The sequence below is a fragment of the Paraglaciecola chathamensis S18K6 genome (assembly GCA_000314955.1).
Classification (GTDB): Bacteria; Pseudomonadota; Gammaproteobacteria; order Enterobacterales; family Alteromonadaceae; genus Paraglaciecola; species Paraglaciecola chathamensis.
This window is the reverse complement of the sequence record BAEM01000059.1, coordinates 79509-104632: the sequence shown is the minus strand read 5'-3', so window position 1 is coordinate 104632 and position 25124 is coordinate 79509. Positions and strand designations below refer to the sequence as shown.

The following is a 25124-nucleotide window of genomic DNA, read 5'->3' as shown; positions in this document are numbered from 1 at the left end:
ATTTACTTCACCTGAGCATTGGCGAAAATGAGTTTTCGATATTCATTCGCTGAATTTTCAGCACTGAATCGCTCTACCGCGCCAATAATCCTACTACGGTTTTCTAAACTGTTATCGGTGGCCAGTTCAGCTTTTATGGTTTTCGCTAGAGCAGATACGTTTTTGTATTCGATTAAGGGGGCCACAGCGCCACCATCGAGTGTTTCCATCGGTCCCGAAGGGCAATCAAAAGCAGCCACCTTACACCCTACCGACATCGCCTCGACCAATACATTTGGACTTCCTTCAAAACGTGAAGACAAGACGAATAAGTCAGCTTGTTTAATTTCTGCAATGGGGTTGTCAGTGTAGCCAGCTAGGTCTACTGATTGCGCCATGTTATGTTGCTCGATTTTACGCTGAAGTTCATCGCGTAATTCACCTTCACCGAAAATGACCAATCGCGCGTCTACCTCTTTCAAAACCGTAGCAAAGGCATCGATTAGCATATCAAAACCCTTTTGATCGCTAAGGCGACCTACTGCAACCACCGTTTTACCTGTTTTGTTCGTTAGCCAAGGGTGCTTAGCCTGTTGCTTAGCTGCTTCGAGTGTATCGTTAGTAATAACCGGATTTGATGCGCTACATACATCTTTTTGCCTTACGACAGAACATGCTACTAGGTCGTCGGCAACTCCTTTGGAAACGGCTATAACAGGGTTGGGTATGTAACGGTAGATATAAGGGGCTATGGCGTAAGTCGCTTTCATTACCAGGCCGTTGTTTACCTTCCTGTCTAATGAAAACGTGTTTCGCTCGCTGACGGATAAACGTGATAACCACCCTAAACTGGCGCACACTACACTGGTTATCACGTTAACATGAGTTAACGCAGCCAAGATACCGTCTGGTTGCGATGCTTTTAAATGTTTACGCAAAGGGGAAAAAGCCGATAATGTACGTGTCGAGTTTAATTCAACTAAGGTGACTGATTTACTTAAAAAAGGTTTATTTACCCCGCCAGCGGTTAACAGAATCATTTCAACGCTATCACCGTTTTCTGCTAATTGGTTTGCAAGGCGCACCATCATTTTTTCGGCACCACCGCCACGCAAATCGTGCAAAACAATACTGATTTTCGCCATTACTTACCCACTAAATTCATTGATATAACGACGCGCAACACTCTGATACTCGAACGCACTAACACTCTGAGCAATCTCTTTACCATGTAATTGTTTATACTTGCTGATGGCACCTGCGAGCTTATCTACATTATTTGCTTCAACTAAAAAGCCATTTTTGCCATTTTCAATTAACTCTGAAGGCCCTGTGGGGCAATCAAATGCGATAACTGGGGTGTTAAGGTACATGGCTTCAACTAACGCAGTGGGCATCCCTTCATGGCGAGATGACAAGATAAACGCTTGAGCATTGCGGATAATATAATAAGGGTTGTCGGTGAAACCGTAGAATTCCACATACTCTTTGATATTTAATGATTCTGCGAGTTGGGTTAACTCTGTTAACAAATCACCAATACCCACTACGATTAACTTGGGTAGATCATTGTTCTTCTGACGGGCCTGCGCGTAAGCCTGAATGAGCATATCAAAGCCTTTTTGCTCAACTAACCGACCTACTGCACAAAAATAGTCAGATGAGACAAAGTTATCTGTGTTCAACTGAGATTTTTCAATAACTTTCTCATCGACCACAGCGTTAGGAATAAACTCAACATGCTTTCTTCCTAATTTGATATTGCTCAGTAACTCTTGTTGTAATGAACCAGAAACGGTCACAATTGCACCACCAGTTAGCGAATAGAAATTGTATAACAGTTTAATCTTTGCTGGTGAAAGCTTCTGGTCACTCACATCAAACGCGCAGTGTCTTGTGTACACAACAGACAATTTAGGAAATCTAATCGCACAAAATGCAGCGAGTATGTTTGCTGTTTCAGTGGCTGCTATGATTACGTCAATTTCTTGTGCTTTGATATGTGCGAATAAATGTCCTAGCTTCTTTAGAAAACTATCTGATTGAACTGGATGAGTGGCCGTTTTTGATTCTATGAGTTTATCGTAGCCAGCTTTCTTATCACCTGTAATATCATAAACATAGAATTCTGACGTTATGTCTTCACTGGCTAATGCATTAGATAAATTTTGATGGACACGTTCAACTCCCCCCGATAAAGAGAACCACTTGTGTAGAAACAGTACTTTTTTGTTACCCACGTTTATTCCCTAAACAAAGTAGCGATGCTTGATAACACAATATACAGCATGAGGGTTGGTCGTGATATATCGCCATAGGAGCTTCTTAGGTTCAGTCATGGCTCTGTGTAACCATTCTAACCCTAGCTTTTGGAAGAACTCGGGCGCTCGCTTGTAGTCACCGGTGACAAAATTGTAGCAACCGCCACACGATATAATCACAGGCACGGTGAGCTTACTTTTGTTGCGCAAAATAAATAATTGCTCTTTGGGTTTACCAAGGCCAACCCAGAGTACTTCGCACCCCGAAGCATTAATTTTTGCAACGATTCCATCTTCATCTGCTTCATCAAAATAGCCATGTTGAGTGCCGACCACGTCAAAATTGCTGTATTTTTCGGACAATATCGCACCGCATTTTTCAATGGTTGCTTGATTGGCCCCAAGAAGAAAGTGCTTAATGTTTTCAGAAGACATAAGCGGGACGTCATGAATAGTGTCAGTCGTAGCACTGCGTTCGGGAATAGGTGTATCACTGAACCAACGCGAAAAACTAACAACGCTTTGCCCATCGGCATGTAAAATGTCAGCTTCGTTAAGCATACGACCCATTGGAGCGTCACTATTGGCGATCGAAATACTGTGTCCGTTGGATGAAAAAATCACAAGAGGAGAATGTTTCTCCCCTGCGCGTGTATCTAATACACGACACACCATTAAGTCGACTAACTGCTTCCGGTCAATACAGGCAGTGATTAAACCACCTACATTTGTTTTCACTACTTCTTCTAACTTCATTGATTCTTCTCGTTTCACTATTTCAATTCGATTCCCTGCTTTGTATAACGAGAGAGCCACTTAATAACAGACTTTGCATACACTAGGGTAGCTAATGATGCTTCTTTAGCGTTTAAGCAAAAGTAATACCAAAATGCTAGATAACTATTTCAGCTCAATAGCCTATTAGCCCAAACCAACAAAATCACTTTTCACATTATCATAGTGCAAAGATATTTAGCCAATGTGACAGAACTCCCCGACGTTTTATCTCGCGGCCTTTAACGCCTTTAATAGCATGGGTGGCCTAGTCTAGCTTGCTTTATTAGCGTGATAGTCTTTGAACCAATCAACAAAATGATTAATCCCGTCCTGAAGGTCAGTTTTCGGTTTAAAGCCAATCTCACTTTCAAGGTTAGTGATATCAGCGAAGGTTCTTACTACATCGCCATCTTGCATAGGCATGTAATTTTTTACTGCTTTTTTGCCTAACGCATTCTCAATACAAGTAATAAAAGCTTCAAGCTCAACAGGAGAATTGTTACCTATGTTATATAACTTGTAATATGGAGACGACTCAGTTGGCGCTTGTTCAACAGGCTTAGGTATTACATCTTGTATACGTACTATCCCTTCTACAATATCATCGATGTAAGTAAAGTCGCGCTGCATTTTGCCATCGTTAAACACTTTTATTGGACGGTCATTGGCCACGGCGTCCGTAAATAAAAATGGGGCCATATCTGGGCGACCCCAGGGGCCATAAACCGTAAAAAAACGCAATCCTGTGGTAGGTAATGCATAAAGGTGGCTATAGGTATGGGCCATTAATTCATTGGACTTTTTTGTCGCAGCGTACAAGGACACAGGGTAATCTACTCGGTCGCTTTCAGCGAATGGTATCTTCTTATTTGCACCGTATACAGAGCTTGAAGAGGCGTAGACTAAATGCTCAACGTTATTGTGGCGGCAGCCTTCGAGAATAGTGGCCATTCCGGTAAGGTTAGAATCTATATATGCCATGGGGTTTTCGATAGAGTAGCGCACCCCAGCCTGCGCCGCCAAATGGATTACCCGGTCAAATTTTTGCTGCGAGAACAAAGTGGCAATCGTATCTCGGTCTGATATATCCGCTTTAACAAAAGTGAAATTATCAAAATGTTCAATACGTTTGAGTCGAGCTAATTTTAAATCAGGGTCATAATAATCGTTTAGGTTGTCTAACCCTATGACCTCATGCCCTTGATTACACAGTTTTTCAGCAACATAGTTACCAATGAATCCCGCAGCGCCAGTAACTAAATACTTCATAATCCATCTCTCATAAATTCACTCATTAATATTGATTGTTTGCCGTTTCACGCTAAATACTCATGTCACTTGAATGGGCTATACCCAAAAAACGTGAAACACCACCCGCTTAAGTCGCTGTATGCAAATAGCAGGCCCACAGCCCTACCCTTAAATAACGAATCACTAAGGGTTTGTTTGAGTTACCATGAAGCACGTGTTTTTTATTAGCGTTTTTCAAAAATCGAGCAGCAATCCATTTCGCTCCTGTAGCGGTGTAAGATGTGAAAACGGCCCTGCCCAATTGTTTAGCGCGCAATTTCCCACTGTCGCGGTAAAGTTGTCATCCAAAATATAGATTACGCCGTTTCAGCGCATTATACCTTCTGTAAAACTAAACAGAAACTCTAGTATTGAATCAATGCCTATATCGCGGCCCATCTAAATCGAATTTTTCTGAATGGGTCTCTCTGAGCGGGTATATGTATAGCGCATTCACTACTCGCTAGCTAACAGTGATAAATAGCCAGTAAAACTCCGCTTTATTATCGGGAGGTACACTACAACAAAAATTAAGTTTGCTAGGGCTCAATTGAGACTTAGCTCATAAAGTCGATGAAATGATGTTAGCGCGGCTGTATGATCGCTTACTGAAAGCGCGGCAGTATGCTCGTAAAATGAAAGTTATGCTAAAGCCTCTAAAATTTGCAACATTAAGGAAGTAACTTACCTAGACATTCGCTAAGGAAAGGCGGTATTGACTTCGCTACGATAGTCAGTGAAGCGGCCCTTCTATGAACATAAGCTAAAAATAACAAGTAGAATGCTAAAAGTGGTGCTAATCGTGCTTAAGTGAAGTACTTGAATCACCAACTAATTTACACCGAGGTCAAACGCTCAGTTCTAGACTGGAGCAGAACACGAAGCATCATTTTTTTAAGAGATTATTTTAAGAATAGTGCAGCCAAGGCCAGAGTTCACTAACGAAAAAGAGAAAGTATTGAATAATGCAAGATTGTAAAACGGATAAAAACATATGTATTTTCCCCAAATTCCAAGGTGATAATGAGTACTTACTAAACCTATCTTTAATACTAAAAAGCCAGTATACAGATGTTGAATTTGTGGCTCTTTCTCCCAAAACCATGTTGAAAAATCTGTTAAAAGGCAGAAGAGCCGATGTTTTAATACTCAACTGGTTAGAAGATTATCCCTGTCTGAAAAAGGGCGTTTTTGCAGAAGGTCTAGAGTCACTCCGAGTTGTATTAGGTATGGTTATCGCTAGTTTGTATTACCGAAAAATTATTTGGGTAAGACATAACTACAAACCACATTTAGAACATAGTAAATTTTGCTATCGTATTTTATGTGGCGCAATTCGTTTATTCAGTGATGAAATAGTTACCCACCGGAATGTAGAGGAATTTGCGTCTCATGTGATTCCTCACCCCCTTTACAAACAAACCGACGCTAATAAAGTCGATGCGTTTAATTATTTAATATTCGGCAATATCAAGCCGTACAAAAATATTCCCCTTATTCTTCGAAACTGGGCACCAGAGCGAGAGCTGAAAATCATTGGTAAGTGCAAAAGCGCAGAACTTAACGATGAAATTACTGCTTTAATAAAAGATGGGTTGCCGAAGGTAACCTATGAGAATCGTTTTATGGATGTTGAGGAGTTAAATGGCCTTTTAAGTTCTGTTACGTTCGCTATCCTTGGGCATGAAGAAGACTCAATGATTGTAAGTGGCACTTTTTATCATGCTATTTCTTATGGGGCGAATGTGATCTTAAAAGATTCAGCCTATGGTAGAAGCGTTAAAAAGGAGTTTCCGTTAGTGCACTTAGTAAGAGATTTTGGGGATGATGCTCTGTCAGCTCTCACCCCATTCCCTAGAGAAAAAATTATCGCCTTAGCCAATCATACTTATTCTGATACTGTGATTGCACAGCAATGGCAACGCCTTCTTGAACAGTAATGTTCAAGGACAATCTAGCAATTAAAGTTTAGTACTTAATATATAATCATGAAGAAGAAACTGTCTGTGTTGTCGTATCACCCTAATCGCTGTTCTGGTTTTGGTGGAATTGAAAACCTCGTTAGGTCAATTAAGCTTTCAGTAAAGAAAAGCGCTATAACCGTCTATGAGTTGTATAACCGAGAGCCTCCGGTCGAAGAGATTGAGATTGAGCGCACTGCACTTGATATCCAAAGAAAGCTTATTTTTGATTCCGGGTTTCTAGCAACATTCAATAAAGCTTGGGTTTTCTATCGGCAAGCTATGCGCGGAAAGTATGACGTTGTGGTCACCTATCACCCAGCAAACCTACTATTTTTCTTAATCACAAAACGTAAACCCAAGATAGTATTAGTTCAATCAAACAGCGTAGAAAAACTATTTCAAGGAAGGCTACTAAAAGCATTAGCACAGAAAATTCTTGATAGAGTTGACGCAATAACTTTGTATACTTCGTTTGATGAGATTGCTTTATGTCAACGATTTCAGGTAGATGGTAGTAAAGTTTTTATTATTCCAAGAGCGTGTAAATTACCTAGCGCAGAGCCAAGACAAACCCACAACAACACACTTGTTACCATATGTAGGATTTCTGAAAACCAAAAGAATTTCGACGCGATGATTGGCATTATGGCGCAAGCACCTGAATTAACGTTAGATATATACGGTGCGGGGTCCACAGAAGAAGTCAGTGCTTTAGAGAGCAAAATTTCAGCCCATCCTAATATAAAATTCCTTGGTAAAACAAATGATGTCGCAGAGACCCTTTCCAAATACAGTGTATTTATTATGACATCTTACTATGAGGGTTATGGGCAATCGCTTATCGAGGCGAGAAGCCAAGGGTTACCCATAGTACTATTTAATACCTTTGATGCCGCGCAATCAGTTGTTGCTCACGAAAAAAATGGCTTTCTAATAGAGCCATTTGATCAAACATCATTTAGGGACGGCATTCGCAAAATACTCGCTGATGAATCGGTATATCAACGAATGTCAAAAGAAAGCGTGGCCCTCGCGGCGACAACTGATTCCCAATCAATTCAAGAAAAATGGTTGACGTTATTTACGTCGTTTCAATAACCCAAAGGAATCAACACGTTCTGCAGCCAAAGCAACAAACATGCAGGTATTATAGAAAACCTGCATGCTCCCACAAGATGATCGAGTCATTTAACGAACATAGTACTGCCACATTACTGTGTGCAGTTCTAAGCCAACCTACTGACAGTAGTAATTCGTCTTTAAGCATCTAACAGGTAGCTATTGTATATCGAACGCGATTTTTAGCTTCGGTGCCATAGATTGCACAATATAACTACTCGCAGCACTAGAAAGGTGTGCCCTATCTCTGACCATTATTTCATGATCTCGGTATATTAGGCATTTTCCTTTTTCACATAGTAAATCTTGCGGGCTAAATACATTTTCAGCGGGCAAAAGTGATTTAATCTGTTCTGATGCTTTCACACCATACTCAGGAGCTAACAGATAGTCCGCTGGTGCTTTAGAAGATGTTGCTAAACGCATACCTAAAAAAGCTGGGTTTTTAACTGGGTAAATAGGAACCTGATTAACAATAAATACTTTTTTGTTCCATTGGGCCAACGTGTTAAAGGTGGATTGCACGCTCGACAAGTCAATATCAGGATCTTCGACTTTAAACGCCCAAGCCCAGTTACCCGCTAAAATTAAACGACTAATTTGATGCTTGTCTATTAACTCTTTGACAAACTCATTGTTGGCCCTACATTGCGGATTACGTGGAATATCTGTATCAAATAGAGGTGAGCAGCCTGCACTTGCGTATAGTGCGATATTGACATTGAGTTCACGTTGGATTGTTTTTAAACCTCCAATTAAGTGAAAAGCATGTGAGTCACCCCATAACAAAATTGTGTCAGTTGCTCCTGGCACTTTCATAACGCAGGTATCGTAGTTCCAATAATCATAATAGAACTGATCTTCTTTAATAAAACAGTCTGCAAACCCGCTCTTTTTATGTGACTCTTGGAGGTTAGCTTGTTCCACAAACTCGGGGAATCTGCTTTTAAATCCGTCGCCTTTCCATACAATAACGCCAAGAATCAAAATTACCGCGCTAAATGCAATTGAGGTGGAATATACTTTTAACGGTCGCAATATACTCCCGCGTTGTAATCTAAACGGCCCCTCTAAGTATTTGCATGACAAGTGACTTATTCCGTAGGTAACAAGTAGAAGCAGTAGCGTATCCCACCAAACCAGCTCTCTAATAATCCAATAACCGTAAAACACAACTATTGGCCAATGCCAAAGGTACATAGAATAGGAGATTTTGCCGGTAAACTGCATAAACTTGAGCTTCAAGAAACGACCAATCCACTGATTCTGATCATTCGCCCAAATGAGCAAGGCTGTGCCTAAACAAGAGGGAACGGCGGCCCACCCTGGGAACAGGCTTTCTTTATTTAAGACAAAAATCGGGCAAATCAGCAACGCCAAGCCCAATATGCTCAACAAATTACCAGCTTTCGCATTGGGGACAATATTCTCTTTAAACGCTATGGCGACAATGGAGCCTGCGAGCAATTCCCAAAAGCGAAATGGCGACAAATAGAACACTGTGCTGGCGGATGTGTTGATATACCAAATTGAAGCTAGAAAAGAACACACGAACAAAGCTGCTACAGACCAATAAAAAGCTCGCTTACCTACCTTATAACTTGCCCATACAATAACAGGAAAAATCAAATAAAATTGTTCTTCAACGGCTAATGACCAAGTATGTAATAGCGGGCTTAATTCAGATGAACCTTGAAAGTAATCACTACTTAACCAGAAAAACACATTCGATAAATATGCGATAGCCGCGATAGCGCTGCGGCCAAATTCTCGAAACTCGTCTGGCATGAAAATAAAGTACGCCGCTACAAACGAGGCAAGAATGGTAGCGAATAGTGCGGGGAATAAGCGCCTAATTCGCTTTTCGTAAAACCCAAGAAAACTTATAGATTGTTTTTCTGCGTCTTTCATTAAAATCGAAGTAATCAGAAACCCAGAAATAACAAAAAATATATCGACCCCAGCGTAACCACCGGACATCCCAGTTACACCGAAATGGAACAAAACAACCGCAAGTACAGCTAACGCTCTCAAACCATCAATATCTTGACGATGCTTCATAAAATTCCGACTTAATTAATCCATTTTGGCGCATGATCATAAGAGTAATGTGCGAACCATGCAAGATAACCTGTACGTTCTAGTTGTACCGACACAAAAAAGAGCCTTCATCAATGATTTACCCAAGTACCTACAGCTAAATTATTATATTATTCGCCCCACATTGAGCATTTTGCACCTTACTGCCCACAAAGCACGCATGCTACCGCGTCATAACAGGTCAAAAAACAAACAACTTAAGAAACAGCCCTCCGATAATGCAAACTAACTTCTGTGTAATGTCATGATCTTGATATAAAAAGTGATTACAATACGGAGTTTATTTAAGTTAGAGCCCGCATAGCAGGTGAAAAGTACGCTGTGTAAGTTTTCTGTGTAAATGTTGGCACTATTAATGCCTAGTTAGCCAAGGTTTCTTCATTCAGCAGTGGAGAAAAATAACCATAAGTAATTGAACGCTCAATTGATTGAGTAGGAATCAAAGAGTTTTGAAAGAAAGGATTAAAATGAGAGTGAGTAAATGTCGTTAAAAAAACAAGCTGCAAAAGGAGGGTTGTGGATTTCAATCACTCGTACAGGGGTTAGTGTTATAGACTTTCTTGTGTTTGTTTACCTTGCACGTATTCTATCGCTTGAAGATTTTGGTTTAGTCGCTTTTTGTATGCTTTTTATTGAGTTCGCGAATGTTTCAATAAATGCAGGAGTCAACCAAAATATTGTGCAACGCAAAACATGGGATGAACAATATGCTTCGAGTACGATGGTATATGTTGTCGGTTTGGCTGTTGTAGTTGCTTCTGGTTTAATTTTCATCGGCGCTCCAATTGCTTACTACACCTATTCTCATATAGCAGCTTACGTTTTCATGAGCCTTGCCCCCATAACCATATTGTTAAGCCTACAGGTAGTGTTTAACGGTAAGTTGGTTAGAGATTTTAAAAACAAACAAATGGGCATTGTTAAGTTTATTGCCTCTATATTATCAGCAGTTGTAATTATTTCTCTGGCTGAGCTTGGATATGGGCTATGGTCCTTAGTTATTGGTCGTTTACTGCTTGCTACGTTAGAATTGCTACTATTCTCGTATATCGCTGATTTCAAACCTAAATTTTATTTTAATAATGAAGACAAAAAAGAGTTGAGAGAATTCTGCCTACCACTATTAGGTGCGGCAGTATTGTCTAACGTGAATCAAAAGTGTGTGTCGTTATTTACAGGTTTAGTATTAGGCCCAGCTAACTTCGCGCTATTAAACGCCGCCAAAAGAGGCGAAACCATGATAAATCAAATAACGATGGGTTCCATCAACTCCATGGTTGTGCCCAGCTTCTCTCGGGTAAAAGAAGGAACAAATTTAGGCGATTTATACATAAAGTTGGTTGTTATTACCGCGACCATCGTCATTCCAATGTTTATGGGACTAGCGGCCATAGCTGATCCGTTTGTCACTATTATCTTTGGCGATAAGTTTAGCGAGAGTGCCGTTTTCATGAGCATTTCAGCTTTCATTATGTACCCTGCGATCGTTGGATGGTTTTTACCTACTCTCCTCGTGTCTCAGGGAAAAACAAGTGACGCGTTTAAATTGACTATTATTAGTGTAACCAATAGTTTATTGGTCGCGGGTTGCACCATTTGGTTCGGTATTTCTACTATGTTGATTTGTATAGTAGTTGCGAATTTCTTAATACTTCCAATTCGTTTTAAAGTAGTAATGAAACATATAGAAATTGATATTAAAAAGTTGGTCGTCAGTATTTTCCCATCCTACTTTTGTGCTTTTGCGATGTTTGCTTCCATTATATTTATTAAAAGTTTTTTAGAGCCCGTAGTTTCAAATCAAGTTATATTACTCATCATCCTAATTCTGTCGGGATGTATTGCTTATCCACTTTTTAGTTTTTGTTTTTTTTATAGACACACAATTGGGGAACTGCAACAAATTAAAGACATGTTCTTTAAAAGTCGAAAAAAAGCATAATTATTTAACCTTAAACAGGATGCTAAAATTAATTTAACTCACGATTTATAACGTACACAATATAGCACGACATTAAAAATAATATTGAGCTGCAAAAAAATCACAAAAAATATAAACACATAGTAAATTGTTGAATTTTATTAAAAAGACATGTTAGATGGCTATATTTTAAACCGAAAATTTAGATGTTAAAAACAAGCAAAATGGAAACATATTATGAAAATAGCAGTATTAACATACAACTTTAATAATAACTATGGTGGGATGCTTCAAGCATATGCCATGCTTGAGATTTTGAAGAAACTGAATCATGAGCCTGAACATTTACTGGTTCCATCAATAAATTTGTCTAAAAACGCTATATCTAGAAAGGCAATATTTAAAAAATATTTAAAAGAAAACTTTTTTTCTTACTTATCCAGTAGATGGCAAGAAGATGGTGAAAAGGCATTAATTGAAAAAAATACTAGATATTTTATCGATAAGTATATAACACCAAAAACTAAGCCTATTTACACGGAAAGACATTTCTCAAAAATAACTAAAAATAACTATGATGCGTATTTGGTTGGTAGTGACCAAGTGTGGCGAGCTAAAGTTTATCGGTATATTGACTATGCATTCTTAGGTTTTGTAAAGAGCAATAAGCCAATATTGATGTCTTACGCTGCATCTTTTGGGGTCGATACTTGGGATTATACCGAAGAACAAACCTCGCGTTTTAAAGCTCAAATTCAAAGGTTTTCTGGCGTTGCTGTTAGAGAAGATTCAGGTGTAGAACTTTGTAAAAAATACTTCGATAAAGAAGCCGTTCATGTACTAGATCCTACAATGTTACTAGATCCCGATGATTATAGAAGAATAATAAAAGAGGAAAATGAACCCGGTGATCAAAGAAAACTTTTAACTTATATACTGGATCTTAACGAAGATAAGCAAAGCATTATTGATTTAGCTAGTTCAGAATTAAATATACAACCATTTCAAGTTAATTTAAAGCCAAAAGAAAAGATGAGCGGAATACAAGACATGATATACCCTACCGTCACAGCTTGGTTAAAGGGGTTCGATGATGCTGAGTATGTGATAACTGATTCTTTTCATGGTTGTGCTTTCGCTATTCTTTTTAATAAACCGTTTATCGCTTATGGAAACAAAGCAAGAGGAATGGCAAGATTTAACTCACTCCTAAAAATTTTTGGCTTACAAAATAGGTTAGTAGTTAGTAAAGAAGAAATTACTATTGAGAAAATAAAAGAGAAAATTGATTGGACTGATGTGAATTCTAGGCTTTCACAATATAGAAATATTTCTAAAAATTATCTGATAGAAACTTTACAAGAAAAAAAATAAGAGGCCTACTATAACATATGGATATTATATTTAAGTTTCAAGTTAGTTTGTATATAAAGCTCATTTAAAGTATGACGCACTTTTAAGGAATGAATATGAGTACCAGTCTTATAAAGACCGATGTTGAGAAAGTAGTTGATGGGGGTTTTTGTGTAGGTTGTGGTGGCTGCGCCGCTATTGATAGCGGGATTAATATGCGTTTCATGGACTCTGGAGTTTACCAACCAATTATCGAGAAAGTCACTAACCCCAAAATTGATGAAGTGTGTCCATTTTCTAACAAAGGACCAAATGAAGACGCATTGGCCAATCCGTCAATGGATAAAACTGATGAAGATAAGCTAGGTACGTACTTATCGTTAAAGGCTGGGTATGACCTAGATGAATCTGCCCGCTTACACAGTAGTTCTGGTGGCGGAGCCAGTTGGATATTAAAACAACTATTTGAACGTGGACTTATAAATAAGGTTATTCATGTTACGGAATCAGATGAAGAGGGAAAACTATTTAAATACTCAGTATCAAAATCTATCGATGAAATTAACCAAGGTGCCAAGACTCGCTATTACCCGATAGAATTATCTGAAGTTATTGAATTTGTTAAGAATAATGACGCTAATTACGCGTTCGTAGGTGTACCATGCTTCGTCAAGGCAGTTAAGCGCCTTGCTGTCATTGATGAAGATTTCTCACGGAAACTCAAATTCACGATTTCTATCTTTTGTGGCCATTTGAAGTCAGCTGCTTTTGGCGAAAGTCTTGCGTGGCAGTTAGGCGTTTCGCCAATAAAAATAAAGAAAATTGACTTTAGACACAAAATATTATCCGCTCCGGCAAATAATTACGGTATTAAAGTCACAGATCGTGAATCAGAAATACATATATCTCCAATGAACGAATTACTTGGCAAAGACTGGGGAATGGGAGCATTTCGTTTAAAAGCCTGTGATTTTTGTGATGACATAGTTGGTGAAGTTGCAGATGTTTCATTTGGAGATGCTTGGTTAGATAAATATAGAGCTGATAGCAAAGGAACAAACCTAATTATTATTAGAAATGAAATAATTGAAGATATTTTTCAAAAAGGTCTACAGGAAAAAAGTTTTTACACTGAGGAGATAAGCTCTAAAGAGGTTGTTAAATCCCAAGATGCAAGCTTTAGGCATCGAAGACACGGTGTGAAACACCGTACAAAACAATATGAGAAGTCTTCGACTTGGCATCCGATTAAACGCAAATTTTCGGGAATAGACAATCCTAACTTTCTTACAAAATTGAACTGGAATTTTAGAGCAAATTATAGTCAACAATCTCATGAATATTTTTTAAAAGCAAAAACAAAAAGCTCATTAGATGTTTATACAAACTTTGTTAAAACAAACACCGCCAAAGCACAGCGTATTCAAAAACTGATTAGCCACTACAGTCGGTTGGGAAGATTAATTCGAAAATTATTACTAAAACAGAATAAAAGCAGGTAAGTTCATGAGAATTAGTTACTGGGACAAATGGAAAGGTGCAGCAATACTCGCCGTAGTACTTATTCATGCCTTAGGCTCTACGGCAAACTTTCCTCCAGATAGTTTTAATAATGAACTTGGTATAATCTTGCGACAGTTTATTAATTTTCCCGTTGGCCTTTTTATCTTTTTAGCTGCTTTTTTCGCTAGTAAGTCTAAAGGCTCCAATTTGAGTTATTACCAGAATGTGAAAAAACGTGTTTTACGATTAGTCTTGCCTTTTCTACTATGGTCAATCATTTATTTCGGGGTTAGGATTTTTAGAGGCAACCTTGAATTAACTAACGTACCCTTAATGCTTATAAATGGCACATCAGTGTCTGTCGGATACTTTGTGATAGTAATGATTCAAATGAGTTTGATTTCTCCGTTTTTAGAGCGTTTAAAAACCCATCAACTCATCCAGCTCCTTTCTCTTTCATTTTTTGTATCAATATGTGCTACTTACACCTTAAATTTTATTTTACCCGAAAATATATGGAGCAAATTTCCCTATTATCCATTGCCATTTATTATTTGGCTTCCATTCTATATAGGGGGACTTATTTTTGGTAAAAAAGGGGAAACATGTTGGCAAAGTTTAAAAGTTTCACCAATTGTAGGCGCATATATTGTGTGTGTCGGTTTGTCCTTAATAGAAGCATTGTGGATACTTGAAGATTTACGCAGTCTTGCAACCTCACAGTTAAAGATGACTTCAATGCTAACAACCGGCACTGTTTGTGTTTTAGTTTTGGCTAGTTGGTCCTATTCTAAAGATAAAAAAGAAAACTTCCTCTCTTGGCTAGGCCAACGCAGCTACTATTTTTATCTCTCACATATGCTAGTTCTGTTAAAAGTTAAGTATTTTTTCGCAAAGTTCTCAATAATCTATAATAATCAGATATTGTTTGTACTGATAATTACGTTAGCTACGTTGTTGATAACTGCAATTGGTGCGTTAATATTAGATAAAGTGCTATCTCAGCATCAATCTTTTCGCAGAGTCATTGGATTGGCGTAGCTAGTACTTTTAGTTTGATAAAAGTGTTTTAAAACTAGCCTCATTAATAGAGTAAAGATAATTAAGTAAACTAACTTGGGCTCAGCAACCCTAATCGCTCTGACTAGTTGCACGCTGTAATCACTCGCTGAAAAATCCACAGTATTACGACTATTATCAGCATAAATTCCTGCCGCAGGATCATAATCAGTGTAATATGCTCCTGCTGAGCGATACTCTCCGTCGTTATCCAAATCATTGCCGAAAATTATGTTTGATATCCCCCCGAATTCGTTGAAACTCACTCCGAAGATAGTAATTAAATCGTGATAATCATCTACTGAAATAAAATCACTAACTGCGCTGTTTTCGCCTCGGGCACTCGACCAGTCAACTCCAGGGATAAAGTTACTGTACATACCTACCATTTCGTCACCCGAAGCGAGCCTCCAACCGTCTGCGGCATATAAATCTAACGCTTGAGTAATTGACACACCCGCGAGGGTGTCCCAACGTGCCCAATTAAGCCCGTTACCGGTGATAATGTTGGTTGAGGTATCAAGGGAAAAGTTATTTCGAGTAATCAACGCCCCGTTGGCGTAATGGGATACGCAAACCACAGATAAAATGCACACGTACTTAACCCAGTTTATCATTTTCATAAACAAACCTTATTGATGCTAAACAAATAGTCTTTAACGCTGCTTCTGTTTGAAGACACTTTCACTGCATAAACAGTAAAAAGCAGTTTTATTATAAAGTGCTAATCCTCATTGCACTTCAAATATAGCGCCCAACTGCTTTGTTTACCAAATTTTTGCAACCACTTTTTTAATCGGCCGATACCCCGACTTTGATCACTGAGTTCATCTCATTCTGCTGGGCTGTGACAGGCTCTAAAAACCTTACGTTTTGAAACGAAACTTGAGATATTGTATTTGTTGGTTTGTCGTCATCCATTACCAGCACCAGTCGATCAATTTCCTCTAAATTTAAACTGCCGACTGGTATCGTTATCGTTTCAAATTCATCTATCTTGCTGTAATTAAAAGCGTCGTTTGACCACTTCTGGCTGCCGGAAAATTTATACAGTTTCGAACTAGTTAACGTATTGTCGTTCTCAAATGCGATGCCAACTATCTCCCCCGCACCGTTACTTCTTAGCTCAAGCTGCAACACAGTTTCAGGAGTAATACTCACATCGATGGCCACACTTTTCCACGTATTGCCGAAGAGCGTGATCGTGTCACCATTAGCACTAGTACGGTAATCACCGTCTTCATCCTGAGTGTCAAAAGATTTAATTGGAACTTGGTTAAAATTGATTGAAAAATCTGACTCTGTTAATTCTGACGTAGCATCGACCTTGGCTAATGTATTTTGTGCTGCAGACGAAAAACGTGAAAAATTAGGAATAATAAATTGTTCTTCAATTTCCAAATTGAAACTGGTTGCTGAATGACTAATGTTCTCAACTACATCAGCACGCTCAGACCAGGGATGATAGAAATTTTCTCCCACATTAGCATGCACGCTTGGGGCGTTGATTTGGCTATTATATATAACGTTATTGGTGAACTCTGAATTGCTGTACTGCTCTACATCATATATACCTTGTCCCATTTTGGTCCAGTATTTATCATGGATTAATACGTTATTCTTCACATTAGTCCAAAATGTATAGTCACCTTCAAACCTTGACGCGGTGACACCATTACTGCTTGTAATAACTAAATTTTCGAAAATATTAACTACACCCGCTGGCATTGACATCAAGCCACCCAGTTTAAAAGCGGCCCAAGCCTTTTGTCGTTCGTCCCCCAAGTTATGAATATAATTATTAAAAATATAACTTGGCCCCAACATGTTGGGAATAGCGCTTATTCCGCAATATCCTTGTTCGATTTCATTGTTATAAAACAATACATTGCTTTGCCCGCCGTCTAGCTCAATGATGTCATCGTTGGCATAAGCAAGATAGTTATCATGGATAGCGGAATCACGCAGGAAGCCTCCCCAAGAACGCGCATTTGCTCGGCTTTCAATCACGTCATTAAATCTATGGGTGTCAGTACCATAAAACCTATTGTGGCGTATTATATATTGTCCTCTGTATTCATCGACAGAATGCCGAGCTGCAAGCAGTAAGGCACTTGGTCCATACGGGTGACCATATCCCCAGTGATTTGCTTTACCATTCGGACTGTGAATCTCACAGTTCTCAATGGTTACGACGCCGGTTTCTTGCAGAAAGATACCCGAGTCATAGTTTATCACCTTGGTGCTTTCTGTACTTGCATAGCCGACGCCGTCACGCATGTCACCAGCGACTCTGCCAAATTCAGATATATCACAACCGTCAATCCACAAATGATGAGCCTTTTTAGCGCCTATACCATATAGTCGGCCGCCTTTTACGGTAATGTTTTCAAATTTGATGTAGCTCTGGCTGCCAACGTCAATCGCAGAGTTGTCACCTTCAGCCGCAATAATCTCAATGCCATCGCCTTTTATCAGCGCCCAGCCATCCTCATCACCTTGTATACCTAGTGTGGTTAAATTAAGTTGCCCACCATTGTAGATGTCTGAGAGGTGATATATTTTTTCTGGATCGATCGGGGGCGAATTAGGGCGGGTCTGGAAGCGGTATCTTTGCTCCTCGATGACATTATCATTATCCATGTATTCCAACTTAACGTCGTACTCTGTCTGGGCATCAAGATGTACAATAGATCCTGATAAAGCGCCCTGTATAGGCTCCCATTGCAACTCTAACGCTGGCAACCATGTGCCTTCATCACTGCGCTTGTACCACAGGCGGGTATTAGCATCTTCCGATTGGTTGTATACCGTTAGACTGGCGGAATGTATTAAGGGCACAATACGGTAATCTATATCATTAGAAGCCGGAGCAGGGAATATGCGCGAGGGGTTTAACCCCGCAGACAATGCCGCTGTTTCCAAGATTGTGTTTTTGATTGTAGAGTCTGCATACAACTGTTCGAGTATTCGATAAGCATCTATTGGATAAAGACGAAGTGCCAATGTGACCCATTTACTCGTCAGCGAGGAGTCTTTTTCCCTTAAACTGATCACTGCCTGCGTAACACTTTGTGAGTTTAATATTTCTAAAAGAAGCTTAGATACATTTTGTTTATCCTCACCGAGAAAACGGTGCTTTTTCTTTGAGGTATATGTTGGGTTTTCTAACAGAGCCAAAGTACCCGAATGGCTTTCAAGTTTTTGCCTTTTTATTTCACTAATAAGGACACTGCCAAGTTGGTCTGTTGCTGATACGTTCTCTGGGGCGCGAAATTGCGAACAGCCTGTTATTGCGAGCACGAGAAATATGGCGGCGAATATTATACTCCCCCACTTAGTTTTGTTGGCTTGACACATAATCATTTATCCTCCTGCCGTTTAATTATACACACCAGCTAAAGCTAAAAGGGCTAGGATACGTTCGTAGCGGCCAGCATCTAACTACCCAAAACATTAAAGGTAATTATTTATACCCATTATATACCATGCAAAGCACTATAAAAGTGGTAAAAGGTATTAAGTTGACGACGAATGAGTTTGTTCTGATACCTGATTTATCAGGCTAGGGGGCAAAAGAACAAGCACCAAATACCTTCGGTTTCAAAGCGCCGCCTAAATAAGAATACTTTGCTTATGCCAAACGGGCTAGCATACTATTGATAATCATGACTAAAATAGCGTGCAACTAAACGTTAAAATTTTTACCCATAGGCATTTTGTCAAAGATAACAGCGACTTCTTTCGAGTATTAAGATGACTCTCATTAGCGTTATCACCAGACACCATACAGCTGCATAGTCAGATAAAGGATTTTCATTTCGTTCATGCGTTATATTTGGTATTTCATAACGGCAGTGTCGATGGTATTTATGTTGCGCGCGATAGCAGACAGCAACATTGTATTTAATGATGCGCTGTTTAATAAAATTAAAAATCAATATGATAATGATGCACTTGAGCGCGTGCAGGATTGGCAGCAACTGCTCAACACTAGCCACACACTGCCGATTGATGAAAAGCTCTACCAAGTGAATAACTTCTTTAATGAACTTGAGTTTGTCGATGATATCGATCATTGGGGTAAGGACGATTATTGGGCCACACCAGTAGAATTTTTAGCCACTGAAGGCGGTGATTGCGAAGATTTTGTCATTGCTAAGTATTTCAGCTTAAAAGAACTAGGGGTGCCCGCCGAAAAATTACGCCTAATGTATGTTACCGCGACTCGCTTACGCCAAGCTCACATGGTGCTGGCCTATTATGAAGAACCCAATTCGGTGCCTTTGGTACTCGACAATATCAACAGACGTATTTTACCTGCCTCAAGAAGACGAGATTTGTTGCCCGTTTACAGTTTTAACGGTGACGGCTTATGGCTGGCAAAAGAACAAGGCCGAGGGCAAAAAGTACAGCAAGGGGGCAATAACAATTTATGGAACGATTTAAACAAACGAATGCAAATGGGCGATTAATGATGCTGAAGGAAACTGACTATGCCGCTGTCTAGACAACTAGGCTTGAGCCTTTTAGCTGTGCTGATTCTGGTCTTTATAGGCACGCTATGGATTAACGCAAATAACACCCGAGACTTTGTTGATCAGCAACTTGCGTCCCACGCACAAGATACAGCTACATCACTGGGATTATCAATAGCACCTTACATGGCAAATGAGGAAGACTTACCTGTAGTCGACACCATGATGAACGCTATTTTCGATCGCGGATTTTATCAAAGCATGGTGCTCAAGGATGCCAAGCAAAACGTGTTGCTTGAAAAGCACAATCCTAATTCAGTGGAGGGAGTGCCGTTATGGTTTCGCAATCTATTGCCTCTTACCCCGCCTAAAAGCACGACTGATGTAAATGACGGCTGGACCATAGCGGGTACGTTAACGGTAAAAAGTCACCCTGGTTTCGGTTACCAGCAATTATGGCTTAATGCTACGCAAGCATTCTGGATGATCTTAGCTGTGTTCATCGTTGCACTAATATTACTTTACGCTCTGGTCAGAATGATCACCACACCGTTATTGGCGGTAGTTAAGCAGGCCGACGCCATCAGCAAGCAGCAATTCGAACAAATTGGCGTGATTCCGCGTACTCCTGAGTTAAAACGCATAGTAGTAGCAGTCAACCGCATGTCAGCGCAATTAGCCAAGCTCTTTAACCAACTATCAAACCAGGCAAAGCGCTACCGTGATTTTGCCTACAAAGATCAACTGACTGGTGTGGCCAACAGGCGTGCATTTGAATTAGCATTTGAGCAGTTACTGACTGACAGTGAACAACATGCCCAAGGTTATTTGCTACTAGTGCGTTTAACCAGTTTAAACGAAGTCAATACTAACTTGGGTTATCAAGCAGGCGACGAATACGTCAAATTAGTCGGCCAAGAGCTGCAAAGTGTACTTGCCCAAGCTGATTTAAACGGGGCTTTATACCGAGTATCGGGAGCAGATTTCGTGGTGCTATTAGAAGATACCGCGCAACAAGCATGCATTGCCTTTACTCAGAGCATTATTGCCCAACTTAACGCCATTGAAAAAAGCGAGTATCGTTTAGGCACCGCGCATGTGGGCGTTGGTTCATTTAGCTTTGGTGATACGCGCACAGACGTTCTAGAACGCGCAGACAATGCATTGTCAGGCGCGAGTGTTGCCACCGACAGATGGCAACTTGCCCAGCAAAGAGACCAGCACCATAGCAATACTGAATGGCGAACTCAGTTAAATACGATATTGCAGCAAAATCATGCAGACTTTGTCGCCCAGCCGATTAAAAACCGCCAAGGAGAAACGCTGTATAATGAGTGGTTTGCGCGATTTAGTACGGCCGCTTTAACGGGTGCCAGCGATGAGGCCCAGCGCTATTTACCAATGGGGCAATTAGTGCCCGCGTCAGTCAGGCTTAACTATGCGCAAAAACTCGATGAGCTATTAATCACTAGTGCGTTAACACAGCTCAGCTCCCATAATCATGCTATAGGGCTAAATGTATCCCGTTTATCGCTAAGCCAAACCAGTTTTCACCAATGGCTAATCAAGGCATTGCCTCAGGATAAAGCAGCGTGTGCGAAGTTGGTTTTAGAAATTCCTGAGCGTGCTTTGGTCAATGGTACCGAAGAACTTAGCCATTTTATTGCGCAGTTGAAGTCAAAGGGCGTGCGGATCACGGTAGAACGTTTTGGAGCGCAACTCGCAGCTATTACCCATTTACGCAAAATTAAACCCGATTATCTGAAACTAGACGGTCGTTTCGTTCGTAATATACATAACGAGCCTGATAATCAGTTGTTTGTACAATCTTTAGTCAACATTGCCCATGGCCTTAATATTCAAGTGATTGCGGAAATGGTCGAAGGTGAAGCAGAGGCACGATGCTTGCTTGACTTATTTGTGGATCACCTACAGGGATATCATATTGGTATGCCCACTGATACCAAAGTATGAACGAAAAGTAGCTGTTGCTGACAATATGCAAAGCAAATCGTTATTTTGCTTAAAATGTAGGTGTATGTCATTAAAAACAAAGCATAAATGGTCAGTTAACACTTACTTAATGTGTAATTAATTACCGTTAGCAAGACACTGAAAAGGTTCGTATTTTTACCTGGTCGACCATTGTATAATGTTGCTTTTTAAGGCGACAAAACTTATGATTATCGGGCTTTTAGTGAGTTTTGTTCTCACTGCCTAATTTATTGGAGCTTTTATGCGACATATTCTAACGTGTTTGTTCTTGTCTAGTGCGATGTTAGCACCGACTACTGGTGCGCAGCAGACAAATACAGCGAGTCAGCAAACCGCGGCATCTGCGCAAACTAGCGATTCTGAACAAATTCTTTTCGGTGACGAAAACCAACCAGGCCGCTCAATTCATTTAGAGATAGTAGCGCTTATTAACAATGGAGTTGCTTTAGACGATGCAGTTAGTCAAAGCATCGCTAAGGTGACGCGAGAAGAAGACACGTTAATTAGTGGTACTGCAAGATTAGTTGTTGGCCTAAATAAAGGTATTAGCGTTAACTTTATGCGCAATATGGTGAATTACAATAAATTGTCTGACACGACTAAAGGCTCTATAGAGACCTTCCCTGGTGATGCTGCGAATGTCGTGCAATTGGCCGTTACCTTGTATCCTAACTTTGCTCAAGAAGTCATTGACTCAGCCGTTATTACAGGTGAAATTGAACCTAATGATGCCTTATTAGCCGCGATTTCAGCTGGTGCTGATCCAACAGCAATTTCATCAGCTACAGCGGCAGGCGATAGAATAACTATTAATGTAAATACACCAAGTGGTTCTAGCCTCCCCACTGGCGGTGGTACAGTTTCAGAAGCACAAACTGGAACGGATACTGACACCGACACAGATACGGGTACGGACACAGGAACGGATACTGGGTCCGACAGCGAAACAGATTCAGGTACAGGCACTGAAACTGATTCAGGTACAGACACAGGAACGGACACTGGGACCGATAGTGGAACAGATACTGGCACTGAAACAGATTCAGGTGCAGACACTGGGACCGACAGCGGAACAGATACTGGCACTGAAACTGATTCAGGTACAGACACAGGAACGGACACTGGGACCGACAGCGGAACAGATACTGGCACTGAAACTGATTCAGGTACAGACACAGGAACGGATAATGGGACCGACAGCGGAACAGATACCGACGGTGAAACAGATTCAGATACAGGGGCGGATACCGACACTGGAGAGAATGAAGACGCAGTAGATCCCGGTACAGATACACCTGTCGGGTCAGGTACAGGTGCCGGCGGTGCCGGCGGTGGCGATATTACGGCATCAACAAGCTAAATCATTTTACGAATTTACTAAAGCCAGGTTTAATACCTGGCTTTTTTGTTTATAATCATTTAGTTATACCTATTTCACAAGCACCTAAAAATGGCGAAAGGGATCCTTTGAATACCAAACTTCATAGCTACGCGTTTTATGTTTTGTTAGGTTTGCTTGTTTGGCTACCTATCCCTTTAGGCTCTAATCGCCCTTGGGCGTGGGGCTTGATGGAAATCGTTATTTTTTCATTATCTTTGTGCTGCGCTTATTTGCGCAAAGACAAAGCTTGGATGGGCTTACGCGCCTATAGATTACCTATAGGGTTGTGGCTGGCCTTTCTATTTTTTGCCGTCATTCAGGTTTTACCCTTGCCCGCTTCCATCGTGAGCGTCTTAAGCCCTGTCAGTTATGCTACTCAGTTAGCCCACGGCGTTGAGCAGTTTCATTTATCACTCGATATAGGGCAAAGCTATGTCAATTTACTCAAAGGGCTGAGCTATTTCTGCTTACTCATAGTGGTGATCGTGCTGGTTGACACAGAGAAGCGGTTACGCTTAATACTACTGACCATATTAGCCAGCGGTGCTATTCAGGCCCTTTACGGGACGCTAGAAGTATTATCAGGCAGCAAATTCAGCTTGGTATTTGCCTTACCCGTTACCGATATTGCCACGGGAAGCTTTGTGTATAAAAACCATTTTGCCAATTTCCTTATACTGTGCTTATCCGCTGGTATCGGCTTAATGGTGGCCACGTTACAGAGTAACCAGGGCGGTAGCCCTAGAGATATTATGCGATCCATTTTGTCCACACTCTTGGGCAGCAAGGCACTCATTCGTATTAGTTTGGCCATCATGGTTATTGCGTTAGTCATGTCTCGTTCGCGTATGGGAAACACGGCATTTTTCGCAGCAATGACGTTAATCGGTATTCTCGCACTGGTGATTATCAAAAATCGCAGTAGAGGGCTGTCTATTTTGATTATCAGTATGTTTGTGATTGATGTATTTATTGTCAGTGCTTGGTTTGGTTTAGACAAGGTACAAGAACGTTTAGAATCGACTAATTTGTCCTCTGAAGGACGAGGAGATGTCGTCATTGATGCTTTACCTATGCTAAAAGATTTTCCGGTTTTCGGTAGCGGCGGTGGCAGTTTTTACAGTTCATTTCCTAGTTATAAAGAGTCAAACATACATGCCTTCTACGATCATGCGCACAATGATTATTTGCAAATGGCAGTAGAATACGGTGTACCCGCTACATTATTTTTAGGTTTACTCGTATTCTGGTGTTTCGCTAAAAGCGTGCGAGCAATGCGCAAGCGCAGGCCATCCATTTTTAAAGGCACTGCTTTTGCTTGTTGTATGGCGATGCTGGGTATGGCCATACACATGACCGTAGATTTCCCACTGCAAGCGCCCGCCAACGCATGTTACTTTGTGGTTTATCTGGCTTTATCGTTAGTCATAAACCAGTTAAAGATAACAACGGGCAAAAAGCGACGCTCTAACAAGGTGGCAACATGAGTAAAAAATTCAGTGGGCCGATAGAACAAGACCCCGCGATTGTTAATTTACTGGAACGAATGCCAAAGTCTGTTCAAGCCTCATTTAGTGAAGAGCAATTATCCTACTTACGAAACGCAGTGAGTAGCCGCCAGTGGGGCCACCACCCTGTAGATGTGCGGGGAACGATTCCTTGGTTTAAGTATCGCTACTACTACGTATTTTTAGCTGGGAAAAACCATAGAAACATGACCCGGGCACAAGTGCGGGCAAGTCGCTTTATAAATGCCTTGCTGCTAGCCGGTTTTATGACGTTCTCTGCGTTAATAGGTATATTACTGATTTACTTGCTCAAATCCGCACTCGGGATTGATTTATTACCTGACTACTCACTTGGGGTTTGGGATTGGTTTAAAAGTTAGACTGACTAACCAATTCTTACTTTAGCGACCAAGCGCAGGTCAACAATATATTGCAT

Annotated in this window: 18 protein-coding genes; 11 read left to right on the top strand and 7 right to left on the bottom strand. The window is 40.4% G+C overall.

The genetic code is table 11. The features are described 5' to 3' along the window. Positions 1-2 precede the first annotated feature (2 nt). From GCHA_RS21030 to GCHA_RS21015, 4 genes are all read right to left on the bottom strand, one after another. Positions 3-1124 (bottom strand): glycosyltransferase, encoded by a 1122-nt coding sequence (locus GCHA_RS21030; RefSeq protein WP_007991965.1) that lies wholly within the window; start codon positions 1122-1124, stop codon positions 3-5. Between the two features lie 3 nt (positions 1125-1127). Then, positions 1128-2219 (bottom strand): glycosyltransferase, encoded by a 1092-nt coding sequence (locus tag GCHA_RS21025; protein WP_007991964.1) that lies wholly within the window; start codon positions 2217-2219, stop codon positions 1128-1130. Between the two features lie 9 nt (positions 2220-2228). Then, complete coding sequence (locus tag GCHA_RS21020) at positions 2229-2996, bottom strand: WecB/TagA/CpsF family glycosyltransferase (protein ID WP_007991963.1); 768 nt, start codon at positions 2994-2996, stop codon at positions 2229-2231. Between the two features lie 291 nt (positions 2997-3287). After that, positions 3288-4286, bottom strand: coding sequence for an NAD-dependent epimerase (locus GCHA_RS21015; RefSeq protein ID WP_007991962.1), 999 nt, complete (start codon positions 4284-4286; stop codon positions 3288-3290). Between the two features lie 986 nt (positions 4287-5272). Between GCHA_RS21015 and GCHA_RS21010 the strand changes: the two genes are divergently transcribed. Both GCHA_RS21010 and GCHA_RS21005 read left to right on the top strand, forming a co-directional pair. After that, positions 5273-6247 (top strand): hypothetical protein, encoded by a 975-nt coding sequence (locus tag GCHA_RS21010; RefSeq protein ID WP_007991960.1) that lies wholly within the window; start codon positions 5273-5275, stop codon positions 6245-6247. 48 nt (positions 6248-6295) lie between these two features. Further along, the gene (locus GCHA_RS21005) at positions 6296-7369 is read left to right on the top strand and encodes a glycosyltransferase (protein ID WP_039992884.1); all 1074 of its coding nucleotides are present in this window, start codon (positions 6296-6298) and stop codon (positions 7367-7369) included. 180 nt (positions 7370-7549) lie between these two features. On the opposite strand, the gene GCHA_RS21000 is transcribed toward GCHA_RS21005, so the two are convergent. Then, the gene (locus tag GCHA_RS21000) at positions 7550-9451 is read right to left on the bottom strand and encodes an acyltransferase family protein (RefSeq protein ID WP_007991953.1); all 1902 of its coding nucleotides are present in this window, start codon (positions 9449-9451) and stop codon (positions 7550-7552) included. Positions 9452-9971: 520 nt separating this feature from the next. On the opposite strand from GCHA_RS21000, the gene GCHA_RS20990 reads away from it, so the two are divergent. From GCHA_RS20990 to GCHA_RS20975, 4 genes are all read left to right on the top strand, one after another. Beyond that, positions 9972-11432: an oligosaccharide flippase family protein gene (locus GCHA_RS20990; RefSeq protein ID WP_007991951.1), complete on the top strand. Its 1461-nt coding sequence runs from the start codon at positions 9972-9974 to the stop codon at positions 11430-11432. A 216-nt stretch (positions 11433-11648) separates the two neighbouring features. Then, positions 11649-12785 carry a polysaccharide pyruvyl transferase family protein gene (locus GCHA_RS20985; protein ID WP_007991948.1) on the top strand — a complete coding sequence of 379 codons (1137 nt, stop codon included), beginning with the start codon at positions 11649-11651 and terminating at the stop codon, positions 12783-12785. A gap of 95 nt (positions 12786-12880) precedes the next feature. Beyond that, the gene (locus tag GCHA_RS20980; RefSeq protein ID WP_007991947.1) at positions 12881-14266 is read left to right on the top strand and encodes a Coenzyme F420 hydrogenase/dehydrogenase, beta subunit C-terminal domain; all 1386 of its coding nucleotides are present in this window, start codon (positions 12881-12883) and stop codon (positions 14264-14266) included. Between the two features lie 4 nt (positions 14267-14270). Beyond that, positions 14271-15308: an acyltransferase gene (locus GCHA_RS20975; RefSeq protein ID WP_007991945.1), complete on the top strand. Its 1038-nt coding sequence runs from the start codon at positions 14271-14273 to the stop codon at positions 15306-15308. On the opposite strand, the gene GCHA_RS20970 is transcribed toward GCHA_RS20975, so the two are convergent. Together GCHA_RS20970 and GCHA_RS20965 are read right to left on the bottom strand one after the other, a co-directional pair. Then, a complete protein-coding gene (locus GCHA_RS20970; protein ID WP_007991938.1) occupies positions 15275-15949 on the bottom strand; it encodes a hypothetical protein in 675 nt (224 codons plus the stop codon). The genes GCHA_RS20975 and GCHA_RS20970 overlap by 34 nt on opposite strands. 169 nt (positions 15950-16118) lie before the next feature. Continuing rightward, positions 16119-18692 carry a right-handed parallel beta-helix repeat-containing protein gene (locus GCHA_RS20965; RefSeq protein ID WP_007991936.1) on the bottom strand — a complete coding sequence of 858 codons (2574 nt, stop codon included), beginning with the start codon at positions 18690-18692 and terminating at the stop codon, positions 16119-16121. 461 nt (positions 18693-19153) lie between these two features. Between GCHA_RS20965 and GCHA_RS20960 the strand changes: the two genes are divergently transcribed. The 5 genes from GCHA_RS20960 (at position 19154) to GCHA_RS20935 (ending at position 25068) form a co-directional block, all read left to right on the top strand. Beyond that, positions 19154-19801 carry a transglutaminase-like cysteine peptidase gene (locus tag GCHA_RS20960; protein ID WP_007991935.1) on the top strand — a complete coding sequence of 216 codons (648 nt, stop codon included), beginning with the start codon at positions 19154-19156 and terminating at the stop codon, positions 19799-19801. Between the two features lie 21 nt (positions 19802-19822). Then, positions 19823-21778, top strand: a complete 1956-nt coding sequence (locus GCHA_RS20955; protein WP_007991934.1) for a bifunctional diguanylate cyclase/phosphodiesterase — start codon at positions 19823-19825, stop codon at positions 21776-21778. A 262-nt stretch (positions 21779-22040) separates the two neighbouring features. Next, positions 22041-23159: a hypothetical protein gene (locus GCHA_RS23275; RefSeq protein ID WP_007991933.1), complete on the top strand. Its 1119-nt coding sequence runs from the start codon at positions 22041-22043 to the stop codon at positions 23157-23159. A gap of 107 nt (positions 23160-23266) precedes the next feature. Then, positions 23267-24667 carry an O-antigen ligase family protein gene (locus tag GCHA_RS20940; protein WP_007991932.1) on the top strand — a complete coding sequence of 467 codons (1401 nt, stop codon included), beginning with the start codon at positions 23267-23269 and terminating at the stop codon, positions 24665-24667. Then, the gene (locus GCHA_RS20935; RefSeq protein WP_007991931.1) at positions 24664-25068 is read left to right on the top strand and encodes a hypothetical protein; all 405 of its coding nucleotides are present in this window, start codon (positions 24664-24666) and stop codon (positions 25066-25068) included. The genes GCHA_RS20940 and GCHA_RS20935 overlap by 4 nt, the downstream gene beginning before the upstream one ends. The last annotated feature ends 56 nt before the right edge of the window (positions 25069-25124 follow it).